10 protein-coding genes are annotated in these 11,552 nt (G+C 67.1%); 1 reads left to right on the forward strand and 9 read right to left on the reverse strand.

The annotated features are described in order from the left end of the window. Window positions 1-2,575, reverse strand: a 2,575-nt coding sequence (gene uvrA / locus AC30PD_RS00005) for an excinuclease ABC subunit UvrA (protein WP_489533572.1), incomplete at its 3' end; no start/stop codon positions are given. A 162-nt stretch (window positions 2,576-2,737) separates the two neighbouring features. On the opposite strand from uvrA, the gene AC30PD_RS00010 reads away from it, so the two are divergent. Next, complete coding sequence (locus AC30PD_RS00010; protein ID WP_489533573.1) at window positions 2,738-3,850, forward strand: ABC transporter substrate-binding protein; 1,113 nt, start codon at window positions 2,738-2,740, stop codon at window positions 3,848-3,850. Window positions 3,851-3,869: 19 nt separating this feature from the next. Here AC30PD_RS00010 and AC30PD_RS00015 read toward each other — a convergent pair whose 3' ends face one another. The 8 genes from AC30PD_RS00015 to AC30PD_RS00050 form a co-directional block, all read right to left on the reverse strand. Further along, complete coding sequence (locus AC30PD_RS00015; protein ID WP_489533574.1) at window positions 3,870-4,562, reverse strand: ankyrin repeat domain-containing protein; 693 nt, start codon at window positions 4,560-4,562, stop codon at window positions 3,870-3,872. 7 nt (window positions 4,563-4,569) lie between these two features. Beyond that, window positions 4,570-5,544, reverse strand: a complete 975-nt coding sequence (locus AC30PD_RS00020) for an alpha/beta fold hydrolase (protein ID WP_489533575.1) — start codon at window positions 5,542-5,544, stop codon at window positions 4,570-4,572. 36 nt (window positions 5,545-5,580) lie between these two features. Beyond that, entirely contained in the window at window positions 5,581-6,417 is an 837-nt protein-coding gene (locus tag AC30PD_RS00025) for an alpha/beta fold hydrolase (protein WP_489533576.1), read from the reverse strand. Further along, on the reverse strand, window positions 6,414-7,490 hold the full coding sequence (locus AC30PD_RS00030) for a branched-chain amino acid ABC transporter permease (RefSeq protein WP_489533577.1): 1,077 nt from the start codon (window positions 7,488-7,490) through the stop codon (window positions 6,414-6,416). The genes AC30PD_RS00025 and AC30PD_RS00030 overlap by 4 nt, the downstream gene beginning before the upstream one ends. 13 nt (window positions 7,491-7,503) lie before the next feature. Next, window positions 7,504-8,535 carry a branched-chain amino acid ABC transporter permease gene (locus AC30PD_RS00035; RefSeq protein WP_489533578.1) on the reverse strand — a complete coding sequence of 344 codons (1,032 nt, stop codon included), beginning with the start codon at window positions 8,533-8,535 and terminating at the stop codon, window positions 7,504-7,506. Further along, on the reverse strand, window positions 8,532-9,281 hold the full coding sequence (locus AC30PD_RS00040) for an ABC transporter ATP-binding protein (RefSeq protein WP_489533579.1): 750 nt from the start codon (window positions 9,279-9,281) through the stop codon (window positions 8,532-8,534). Before AC30PD_RS00040 ends, AC30PD_RS00035 begins: the two co-directional genes overlap by 4 nt. Continuing rightward, window positions 9,278-10,033, reverse strand: a complete 756-nt coding sequence (locus tag AC30PD_RS00045) for an ABC transporter ATP-binding protein (RefSeq protein WP_489533580.1) — start codon at window positions 10,031-10,033, stop codon at window positions 9,278-9,280. Before AC30PD_RS00045 ends, AC30PD_RS00040 begins: the two co-directional genes overlap by 4 nt. Before the next feature lie 94 nt (window positions 10,034-10,127). Beyond that, the gene (locus AC30PD_RS00050) at window positions 10,128-11,360 is read right to left on the reverse strand and encodes a substrate-binding domain-containing protein (protein ID WP_489533581.1); all 1,233 of its coding nucleotides are present in this window, start codon (window positions 11,358-11,360) and stop codon (window positions 10,128-10,130) included. Window positions 11,361-11,552: the final 192 nt, after the last annotated feature.

Here is an 11,552-nt window from a genome sequence, read left to right on the forward strand (position 1 = left end):
CCCCCGAGAGCGTGGGCACCGGCTGGCCGAGCTTCACGTATTCGAGGCCCACGTCTACGATGGGCTGCAGCACCCGCAGCACCTCGCGGTCGTCGCGGAACAGTTGCACCGCTTCGCTGACGGTGAGCTCGAGCACGTCGGCCACGCTCAGGTCGCGGATCACGTCGCCGGGCAGGCGCCGGTCGATCTTGATGTCGAGGATCTCGGCCCGGTAGCGGCGGCCGTCGCAGTCGGGGCAGCGCAGGTACACGTCGGAGAGGAACTGCATCTCGACGTGTTCGAAGCCCGAGCCTCCACAGGTCGCGCAGCGGCCGTTGCCGGCGTTGAAGCTGAACATGCCCGGGCCGTAACCGCGCTGCAGCGCAAGCGGCGCCTGCGCGAAGAGCTTGCGGATCTCGTCGAAGGCGCCCACGTAACTGGCGGGGTTGGAGCGCGCGGTCTTGCCGATCGGCGACTGGTCGACGAAGACCGCGTCGCTCAGCCAGTCGGCGCCGAGCAGCGCGTCGTGCTCGCCCGGCGTTTCTGTCGCTTTGCCGAAGTGGCGGGCGAGCGCCGGGAACAGCACGTCCTGCATCAGCGTGCTCTTGCCCGAGCCCGACACGCCGGTCACGCACACCAGGTGCAGCAACGGGAACTCGACCGTCACGTCTTTCAGGTTGTGGTCGCGCGCGCCCTGCAGGATGAGCTTGGGCGTGGCCTCGCTCATCAGGCGCTTGATGCCCATGCCCACATGCTTGCGGGCGCCGAGGTAGGCGCCGGTCAGCGTGTCGGCCTGGCGAATGGCGTCGGGCGTGCCGTCGAACACGATGCTGCCGCCACGTTCGCCGGGGCCCGGGCCCATGTCGATCAGGCGGTCGGCGGCGAGCATCACGGCCGGGTCGTGCTCGACGACGACGAGCGTGTTGCCGGCATCCCGCAGCCGGTGCATCGCCTCGATGATGCGGTTCATGTCGCGCGGGTGCAGGCCGATGCTGGGCTCGTCGAGCACGAACATGGTGTTGACGAGCGAGGTGCCGAGCGCCGTGGTGAGGTTGATGCGCTGCACTTCGCCGCCGCTGAGCGTGCGGCTCTGGCGGTCGAGCGTGAGGTAACCAATGCCCACGTCGCACAGGTATTTCAGGCGCGTGCGGATCTCGTCCTGCAGCAGCTTCAGCGCATCGTCGAGCATCGTGCTCGGCAGCGTGAGCTGGTCGAAGAAGCGGTGCAGGCGCTCGATGGGGATGAGCATCAGGTCGTGCACTGTCAGGCCCGGCAAGGCTTCGAGCTGCTCGCGCGACCAGGCCGTGCCTTGTGGCAGAAAGCGCTTGGCCGGTGCCAGTACCGCGTCGGCATCTTCTTTGGTGCCGAGCCGCCACAGCAGCGATTCGGTCTTCAGCCGCGCACCGCCGCACACACCGCAGGGCGTATACGCGCGGTACTTCGACAAGAGCACGCGAATGTGCATCTTGTAGGCCTTGCTCTCCAGGTACTCGAAGAAGCGCTTCACGCCGTACCACTGCTTGTTCCACTTGCCGTTCCAGTTCGGCGAGCCATTGATGACCCAGCCGCGCTGCGCATCGGTGAGCTGTGCCCAGGCGGTGTCGCGTGGAATGCCGGCCTCGCCGGCGTACTGCATCAGGTCGTCCTGGTTCTCGGCCCAGGCCGGGGTCTGCAACGTCTTGATCGCGCCGGAGCGCAGCGTCTTGCGCGGGTCGGGGATCACGAGGCCGTAGTCGACGCCGATCACGCGCCCGAAGCCGCGGCAGGTCTCGCAGGCGCCGTAGGCCGAGTTGAAAGAGAACAGCGCCGGTTGCGGGTCGGCGTAACGCAGATCGCTGTCGGGGCAATGCAGGCCGGTGGAAAAGCGCCAAAGCGCCGGCTCGCCTTCTTCGGCGAGCACGTAGACGTTGACGCGCCCGCTGCCGCGCTTCAGCGCCGTCTCGATCGCTTCGACGGCACGTATCTTCTCGGTGCCCTGAATGCGAAAGCGGTCTGCCACCACGTCGAGCAGCTTGCGCGGCCCGGTCGGCGAAGCCACCTCGCGCTCGGCCTGCACGCGCGTGAAGCCGCTCGCCGACAACCACTGCTCGACTTCTTCGGCGCTGGTGTTGCCCGGCAGCTCGACCGGAAAGGTGAGCACGAGGCGCGGGTCGGCACCCAGCGTGCGCTGCATCAGCTCGGCGTAGATCGTCTCCGGCGAGTCGTGGCGCACCGGCTGTGCGGTTTGTTTGTCGAAAAGTTCGGCGGCGCGTGCGAACAGCAGCTTCAGGTGGTCGTTGAGCTCGGTCATCGTGCCGACCGTGCTGCGCGAGCTGCGCACCGGGTTGGTCTGGTCGATGGCGATGGCGGGCGGCACACCGTCGACCCGGTCGACCGCGGGCCGGTCCATGCGGTCGAGAAACTGGCGCGCGTAGGCGCTGAAGGTCTCCACGTAGCGCCGCTGGCCTTCGGCGTAGAGCGTGTCGAACACCAGGCTCGACTTGCCCGAGCCGCTCGGTCCGGTCACGACCGTCATCTCGCCGGTGCGGATGTCGAGATCGAGGTTCTTCAGGTTGTGCTGGCGAGCGCCGCGGATGCGGATGAGGCCGGAGGACATGCGGTGCTTTCTGGGCCGGAAAAGCGGCGAAGCCGAAGATTCTAGAGAGAGTGCAATAAGCCCGCTTTCGCCGGGGCGCAGGGTGCCAAATGTGCACGCCCACACCCTGAACAGGGGGTGCAACAATCCGCCACCGCGCAGCCAGCGCGACATGAGGTCGACATGAAAAGCACATTGCTCCGCGGCTGCGTGGTGGCCCTGGCCACCGCCTTGAGCGGCTCTTTCGCGAGCGCGCAGATCCTGATCGGCCAGACCGCGGGCTTCACCGGCACCGTGGCCTCTTCGGTGAAAGAAGCGACCGACGGCGCCAAGCTCTACTTCGACGCCGTGAACGCGCGCGGTGGCATCAATGGCCAGAAGATCGAGCTCGTGTCGCTCGACGACAAGTTCGACCCGAAGCTCACGCTCGAGAACGCGAAGAAGCTGATCGACCAGGGCGTCGTGAGCCTGTTCCTGAACCGCGGCACCCCGCACACGCAAGGCCTGATGCCGCTGTTGAACGAAGCCAAGGTGCCGCTGGTCGGCCCCTCGACCGGCGCGATGGTGTTGCACGAGCCGGTGCACCCCTGGATCTTCAACGTGCGCGCCACCTACCAGCGCGAGGCCGAGCGCGCCGTCGCGCACATGACGCATGTGACGATCACGCGCATGGCGATCGTGCAGGTCGACGACACCTTCGGCGCCGACGCCGCCGTGGGCCTGCTCAAGGGCCTGAAAGACGCGAAGCTCGAACCGGTGGCCTACGAGAAGTACGACCGCACCAAGCCCGACTTCGGGCCGATCATGCCGAAGATCGTGAAGGCCGACCCGCAGGCTGTGATCTTCATCGGCTCAGGCACGGCCGTGATCGACGGCATGAAGGCGCTGCGCGAGGCCGGCTCGCGGGCCCAGATGGTGACCTTGTCGAACAACGCTTCGGCAGGCTTCGTGAAGTCGCTCGGCCCGCTGGCCCACGGCACGGTCGTGAGCCAGGTGTTCCCGTCGGAACGCTCGGTGAGCACGCCGATCGTCAAAGAAGCGTCCGAGCTGGCCAAGGCCAAGGGTTTCGAACTCACGCCCGCCGGCCTCGAAGGTTTTGCCGCGGCCAAGGTGCTGGTCGAAGGCCTGCGCCGCGCCGGCAAGGACCTGACCCGAGCCGGGCTGAAGAAAGCGCTCGAAGGTTTCAACCGCGTCAACATCGGCGGGCTGGAGCTGAGCTACAGCCCCACCAACCACACCGGGCTCGACTACGCCGACCTGTCGATCATCGGCACCGACGGCAAGTTCAGGCGCTGAACGTTGCGCCGGCGACGCTTCACTTCGCGCCGGCCTTCAGCAGGATCTCGACCATCTCCTTGTAGCCGCGGCCTTGCGCCAGCGCGAGCGGCGTGCGCCCTTCGCGATCGGCCAGGCGCGTGCTCGCACCGGCGTCGACCAGCGCGCGCAGCGTGGCCACGTGGCGCGGGCCGCCGTTGCCGAGCACGATGGATTCGATCAGCGCTGTCCAGTGCAGGTTGTTCACGTGGTCGAGCGGCGCGCCCGCAGCGATGAGCTGGCGCACCACGCCGTCGTGGCCCAGGTGCGCGGCGGCGATCAGCGCGGTGCCGTCGTAGCGGCTGGTGACGAGCTTCGCGCTGGCGCCGGCGGCGAGCAGCACCCGCAGCGTGTCTTCGTCGTCGGCGACCGACGCGATCGTGACGGCGTCGTAGCGGTCGTTCTCGAGCGCGCCGAGATCGGCGCCGGCTTTCGCCAGGGCACGGATCACGTCGCGCTGCTTGGCGAACGTGGCCACGTGCAAGGGCGTGCGACCGTGTGCGTCGCGCGCTTGGAGCGCGAGGCGCGTGGCGGCCAGGCGCTCGACCGCGGCCAGATCACCCTGCTGCGCGGCCGCGAACAAACCGCTGTAGCCAGCGATCTCGGCCGCGCTTGGCCCGACCTGTGCCCGTGCCGGCGCACCGGCGAGCAGGCTGGCAAGGCCTGCCGCGATCAGCGTGTGCTGCAGGTTCATGACAAGCTCAACGGCGGTGCGGCCGCTTCGTGAGGAAGTCGTACGTCGCTTGCCAGGTCTCGGGCGAATTCAGGATGCCCAGGTGCGTGGTGCCCAGCACGGTGTCGTACACGCCCTGCCCCGTGAGGTTCAGCTCTTCGGCGCCCTGCAGGCGTGCGCTCTTCGAAAAATCGGTCGGGCGGCCGAACGAGTCTTCGGCCGGCACCGGCGCGATGAAGCCGTCTTGCAGCGGGAAGTAGACGAAGCTCTTGTCGGCATTGCGGATCACCAGCACACGCGTCGGGGCCGGCGTGTCGTCACCGCGGTTCAGGCGCTTCAGGAACGGTGTGTCAGGCGAACCCAGTTCCTTGCAGATCTCGCTGTTCGGCGTGAAGCCGCCCGCGGCCGGCGCCTGAAAGTAGTTCAAGGGGTTCGGCGAACAATTGATGATGCCGTGGTTCGGCCCGTCGATCGCGACCAGCCGGCGCACCAGGCGGTGCGCGTTTTCCTGGCGCATCCATTCACGCGCGAGCGGCACGCCCAGGCTGTGGCCGACGATGTCGACCTCTTTGGCACCGGTGTAGGCGAGCACGGCGTGCACGAAGCGGCTCAGGTCGGGCACGTTGGCGGCCACGGTGTGGGCGATGCGCGAGCGGTTCGTCTGGTCGGCACCCAGGTTGCACTGGTCGCCCTGGTAACCCAGGCCCCAGAGTTCGCTGGTGGCGTAGCCGCGGTCGGCCAGGTTCTGCGCCAGTGCCTGGATGCGGCCGAGCGGGTTGCAGGCGGTCGGGAACGGCGTGTCGTTGTTGCCGTGCAAAAAGATCACCGGCGTGTTCACCACGGGCCCGGCCGCGCCGAAGCCGATCACCGGCTTGCCGAGCGACGTGTCTTCGATCACCGGAAAGTCGGCGGGGAAAGTGTTGCCGACAACGCCTGCGGCGTGCGCCACGCCGACCGTGGCGGCGGCCAGCAGTGCTGAAAGAACCCGGTGCATTTTTTTCATCGTCGTCTCCTCGTTGGGGTTGGCAGGGTCCGGCGCTCAGCCGGCGAAGAACCTTTCGACCAGCGCGTACTGCGCCGGCGTGTTGAGCGCCGGCGCGTGGCCGCAACCGGCAATCTCGACGACGACGGCTTGCGGGCCGCGCTGGCGCATCTGCTCGGCCGTGTGCGGCAGCAGCAGGTCGGAGCTCTCACCGCGCAGGCACAGCACCGGGATGTCGAGGCTGTCCCACTCGTTCCAGAGCAGGTAGTCATCTGTGTGGTGGCTGAACTGCATCACCATGGCCGGGTCGTAGTGCGGCGTGACGCGGCCGTCGGGCAAGCGGCGCGTCGAGGTTTCAGTGAGGCGGCGCCACTGCGCGTCACTCAACCAGCCATAGGGCTTGTAGATGGTTCGGAAGTACTGCTCGAGTTCGCTCACGCTGGCAAACGCCGCCGGGTTGCCGGCATAACCACGAATGCGCGCGATCGCGGCGTCGGCGATCTGCGGGCCGCTGTCGTTCAGGATCAGGCGCCTCACCCGCCCGCGCAACGAAGTGGCCGCGGCCACCAGCCCGATCGCACCGCCCATCGAGGTGCCGATCCAGTGAAAGTCTTTCAACCCGAGCTGATCGACCAGCGCCGTGGCCTGCTGCACGTAATAGGCCAGGCAGTATTCCTTCTCGGGCTCGGGGCTCCACTGGCTCAGGCCGCGGCCGATCGTGTCGGGGCAGATCACGCGGTAGCGCTGTGACAAGTGTTCGGCCACGTCGTCCATGTCACGGCCGGTGCGTGCCAGGCCGTGCCAGGCGATCACGGTCTCGGTGTGTTGCGCGCCCCACTCGGTGTAGTGCAGTTCGCGCCCGGCGCAGCGCAGGTAGTGCGAGGCGAAGCTCATGGTGCCTTCCGCTTCTGGCCGATGGCACGCAAGCGCCCCACCACACCCGCCGGGAAGTGGTAGACCGACAGCACGAACAGGATGCCGAGCCACAACAACCAGCGGTCGGGCGAGACCAGTTGCGACAGCACCGGCACACCTTCGACCGCCGAAGCGCCGAGCTTCATCAGGTCTTGCAGGTAACTCTGCGCCAGCACGAACAGCACACTGCCGATCACCGCGCCATAGATCGTGCCCATGCCACCGATCACGACGATCAGCAGCACGTCGAGCATGATCTCGAACGAGAGCGTGGTGTCGGGCCCGTTGTAACGCAGCCAGAGTGCGAGCAGGCAGCCGGCGAGCGTGGCGAACAACGCGGAAAGCACGTTGCTCGCCGTGCGGTACACCACGGTGCGGTAGCCGATCGCCTCGGCCCGGAAGTCGTTCTCGCGGATCGCCTGCAGCACACGCCCGAACGGCGAGTTGACGATGCGCAGCATCAGCAGCACGAGCGCAAGCGCGGCGAAGAACAGCACGTAGTAGCTCAGCAGGCGGCCGTCGATGGCCGCACCCAACAGCGGGTCGTCGAGGTACATGGTGCCGGGCCGCAGCGCTTCAGGCAGCTTGAAGGTCAGGCCGTCTTCACCACCGGTGAAGTCCGACAGCTGCGAAGCGAGCGTGAGAAAGGCCGACGCGACCGCGAGCGTGATCATCGCGAAGAAAATCGCCTTCACGCGCAGGCTGAACAGGCCGATCAGCAACGACAGCAGCAGCGAAGCCGCGAGTGCCACCGAGATGCCGAGCGCGAACGAACCCCAGGTCGGCCCGAGCCGCGCACTCGCGATCGCCACGCCGTAGGCGCCGATGCCGAAGAACATGGTGTGCGCGAAGCTCACGATGCCGGTGTAGCCGAGCAGCAGGTCGAAGCTCGCCACCAGCACGATGAAGACGATGATCTTCGCGGCCACGTTGAGCGCCTTGGTGCCGGGGAACAGGAAGGGTGTGAGCGCGAGGCCCAGCAGGCACGCGACCAGCAGCAGCGCGAGCCAGCGGTTGCGCGGCAGGTCGTGGGAGAGCAGTCGGTTCAGCATGATGACGAGGTGCTCACCGGTTGGCCACGGGGTACAGGCCCTGCGGCCGCCACAACAGCACCAGCACCATCAGCCCGATGTTGGAGAACATCGCGACCTTGGGCGCCAGAAACCCGGTGTAGTTCGCCATCAGCCCGACCAACAGGGCACCGACGAGGCAACCCATCGTCGAGCCGAGCCCGCCCATGATGATGACGATGAAGATCAGCACGTTCACGTGCGCGCCGATCTGCGGCAGCACACCTTGCTGGTAGATGCCCCACAGCGCGCCGCCCAGGCCGGCGAGCGCCGAGCCGGCGACGAACACGCCGACGAACAAGCGGCGGATGCGGTAGCCCAGGCTCTCGACCATCTCGCGGTCTTGCACGCCGGCGCGGATCAACAGGCCGAGCTTGGTGCGGTTCAGCGTGAACAGCATGACCGCGAGCACGATCAGGCCGATGGCGGCGGCGACGAGGCGAAACTTCTCGACGGTGGCGTCGCCGAAGCTCAACACGCCACGCAGTGCAGCCGGCATCTCGATGGAGACGAGCGTCGGGCCCCACACGACCTTGATCAACTCTTCGCCGATGATCATGCCGCCCATCGTGATCAGGATCTGTTTCAGGTGCTGGCCGTAGACCGGCCGCACCAGCACCCGCTCGAAGGCCCAGCCGACCGCACCGGCACACAACATCGCCACGACGATGGTGGCGAGCACGAGCGCGAGGTTGCGCCAGAGCACGTCGGCCGCGCCCCAGTCGGCCATGCCGGTGAACATGCTGGTGGCCATGTAGGCACCGAGCGCGATGAACACGCCGTGGCCGAAGTTCAGCACGTCCATCAGCCCGAACACGAGCGTCAGGCCCGAGGCGATGATGAAGATGATCATGCCCATCGCCAGGCCCGCCGCGGTGAGCGTGAACCAGGTGCTGGTGGAGCCGATCAGCGGCCAGGCGATCAACGCCAAGGCAAGCGTGAGCGCGAGCGGCAGCAGGTCGAAACCGGCCTTGGGGATCGCGGCGGCGGCCTGGCTCGGCGTGGCCACGGCGGTGGTCGTTGTCATTGATGGGCTCCCAGCGACAGGCCGAGGAATCTCTGTTGCAGGGCGGCGTCTTCGGCGAGCTCGGCCATGGCGCCGCGGTGCACCACGCGGCCGTCGTCCATCACCGCCACGAAGTCGCCGAGCGCGCGCGCGACCGCGAAGTTCTGCTCGACCAGCAGCACCGTCGTCTTCGTGCTCTTGAGTTCGCGCAGCGCGGCGATCAGGTTCTGCACGATGGCCGGCGCCAGGCCCTTGCTCGGCTCGTCGATCAGCAGCACGCGCTGCTCTTCGACCATGGCACGCGCAATGGCGAGCATCTGCTTCTGCCCGCCCGACAACTTGCCGGCCGGGTAGAGCCAGAACTTCTTCAAGGCAGGGAACAGGCCGAACAGCCATTCGAGCCGCGCCGTGTCCATCTGCTCCACGGTGCGCGCCTGGCGCGCCGCCAGCAGCAGGTTCTCGCGCACCGTGAGGTCGCTGAAGATGCCCATGTTCTCGGGCACGTAGGCGATGCCGAGCCGGGCGATGTCGGGCGTCTGGCCCTGGCCTTCTGGGCCGCCGATCGGGCGGCCGTCGAAACGCACCGAGCCTTTCGACGCGGGCCACAAGCCCATGATGGTTCGCAGCGTCGTCGTCTTGCCGGCGCCGTTCCGGCCGAGCAGCATCGTGACCTGGCCGGCCGGCACCTCGAGGTCGACGCCGTGCAGGATGTGGTACGAGCCGATGTGCGTGTGCACGCCTTGCAACGTGAGCAAAAGTGCGCTCATGCCGGCTCCTCCGCCGTGATGCCGAGGTAGGCTTGCTGAACGACGGGCGACGCGATCACCGCCGCCGGCTCACCGTCGGCCACGAGCTGCCCGTTGTGCAGCACGATGATGCGGTCGGCCAGCTCGCGCACCACGTCCATCTTGTGTTCGACGAGCAGGATCGTCTTGTCGCGCTCCTGCTTGAGCGCGCGGATGAGGTCGAGGATCACCGGCACGTCGTCCACGCTCATGCCGGCCGTGGGTTCGTCGAACATGTAGACGCTCGGCTCCAACGCCATGAGCATCGCCACTTCGAGCTTGCGCTGGTCGCCGTGCGGCAGGCTGCTGGCGTGGGCGTCGGCTCGGTCGGCGAGTTTGACGCGCGTCACGAGTTCCATCGCGCGGTCGAGCGTGGCGCGCTGATCGAGCCACACCGACCAGAGGTTCAGGCCCTGCTTGCGTCGCGACTGCACGGCCAGCCGCACGTTCTCGATCACCGACAGGTTGGGGAACAGTTGAGTCAGCTGGAACGCGCGGCCGAGACCGCGGTGCGTGCGGGCCGAGGCCGCTTCGTTCGTGATGTCGGTGCCGTTCAGCTTGACCGAGCCTTCGCTCGCACGCAGCTGCCCCGAGATCAGGTTGAAGTAGGTCGTCTTGCCGGCGCCGTTCGGGCCGACGATGGCCGTCAGCGTGCCGGGCTGGAAAGCGCAGCTGACGTGATCGACGGCCACGTGGCCACCGAAGCGGATGGTGAGGTCTTGAGTTTCGAGCACGGCGAAGCAGTGTCAGTTCGTGGATCTGACTGGAACCCCCTCTCGGAGGGGGCCCGGGGGAGCGGTGATTTACCGGCTCGCCGGAACGAGCGCGTCAGCGCACGTTCCGGATCGGAATGTCCATCTCTTCCGGCTTGATCTCGCGCACCAGCTCCGGCACGCCCCAGGCGAACGCCGGGTCGACCTTGATCTTGAAGTGGTACATGCTTTGCATCGCCTGGTGGTCTTCCTTGCGGAAGGTCATCTTGCCCTTGGGCGACTCGAAGCTCATGCCTTCCATGGTCTTGATCAGCTTCTCGGTGTTGGTGTCACCGGCCGTCTTCTTCAGCGCCTCGACCACGGCGATGGCAGCGCTCATGCCGCCCGCGGTGAAGAAGTCGGGCGGCGCCTTGAACTGCTTGTAGTGGTTGGCCACCAGCCATTCGTTGGCCGGGTTCTTGGGAATGCCGAAGTAGTAGTACAGCGCGCCTTCCATGCCGGGGAATTGCTTGTACGCGACCATCGCCGGCAGGATGTTGCCGCCGGTGGCGAGCTTGATGCCGTAGCGCTTCTCCAGGTCGAGGTCGGCGATCTTGCTGAACGGCGCCGGCGTGCCGGCCCAGCCCACCGAGATGTACTTGTTGCCCGGCTGGTCTTTCAGCTTGTCGATGATGCGCTGCAGGCCGGCGGTGAAGTCGGTGGTGCCGGCGGGCAGGTACTCCTCGTGCACGATCTTGGCGTTCTTGATGAAGCCCTTGGCCGCCTTGACCCCGTCGCGCCCGAAGGCGTTGTCGTTCGCCAGCGTGGCGACCACGGTGCCCGGCTTGTCGAGTGCCACGGCGTTGGCCGCGGCGTCCTGGCTCGAGTTGCGCCCGGTGCGGAAGATGTAGCGGTTCCACTTGTCGCCGGTGATGCTGTCGGCCACGGCCGGCTCGACGAGCAGGATCTTCTTGTACTCCTCGGCCACCGGCAGCATCGCCAGCGCCACGGGCGAGGCGGTCGGGCCGACGGCGATGTCGACCTTCTCGTCACCGTAGGCGGTGGCGAGCAGGCTCTTGCCCACGTCGGGCTTGCCCTGGTCGTCTTTTTCGATCACCACGAGCTTCTTGCCGGCCACCGCCATGGTGCCGCCGGTCGCGTAGTCCAGCCCCATCATGAAACCGACGATGGACTGCTTGGCATACGCTTCGAGCGGGCCGGTCTTGCTGGCGATCAGCGCGATCTTGACCTCGCCCTTGGCCTGCGCAAGCACGGTGCCGGGCAGCGCCGAGACAGCGCCGGCCGCGAGGGCGACCACGCTCAACAGCAAACGACGGGACGGGCGCCGGGTGGCAAAAGTGGGGGTCATGGGTCGGTCTCCGAAAGGGTGTGGGTCTGCGGCCGAACGGGCCTGCGCGACCCTTCTGAACGCAAAGCATGTGCCCATCGGCACCAAACTAGGGCAAACACTGAGATTGCCGGGGAAAGGCGGCTCAAGAACCGATTCTCTCGCGGCGAAATCAAAGAACATTGACCAGTTATCAGTCAAGCTCGCCAGAAT

Origin of the sequence: Rhizobacter sp., from assembly GCF_032229685.1 — a bacterium.
In the GTDB taxonomy this organism is placed as follows: domain Bacteria; phylum Pseudomonadota; class Gammaproteobacteria; order Burkholderiales; family Burkholderiaceae_C; genus LMDS01.

Coding starts and splice junctions, on each gene's coding strand:
- AC30PD_RS00010 (WP_489533573.1), top strand. CDS start 2,738: ATGAAAAGCACATTGCTCCGCGGCTGCGTGGTGGCCCTGGCCACCGCC.
- AC30PD_RS00015 (WP_489533574.1), bottom strand. CDS start 4,562: ATGAACCTGCAGCACACGCTGATCGCGGCAGGCCTTGCCAGCCTGCTC.
- AC30PD_RS00020 (WP_489533575.1), bottom strand. CDS start 5,544: ATGAAAAAAATGCACCGGGTTCTTTCAGCACTGCTGGCCGCCGCCACG.
- AC30PD_RS00025 (WP_489533576.1), bottom strand. CDS start 6,417: ATGAGCTTCGCCTCGCACTACCTGCGCTGCGCCGGGCGCGAACTGCAC.
- AC30PD_RS00030 (WP_489533577.1), bottom strand. CDS start 7,490: ATGCTGAACCGACTGCTCTCCCACGACCTGCCGCGCAACCGCTGGCTC.
- AC30PD_RS00035 (WP_489533578.1), bottom strand. CDS start 8,535: ATGACAACGACCACCGCCGTGGCCACGCCGAGCCAGGCCGCCGCCGCG.
- AC30PD_RS00040 (WP_489533579.1), bottom strand. CDS start 9,281: ATGAGCGCACTTTTGCTCACGTTGCAAGGCGTGCACACGCACATCGGC.
- AC30PD_RS00050 (WP_489533581.1), bottom strand. CDS start 11,360: ATGACCCCCACTTTTGCCACCCGGCGCCCGTCCCGTCGTTTGCTGTTG.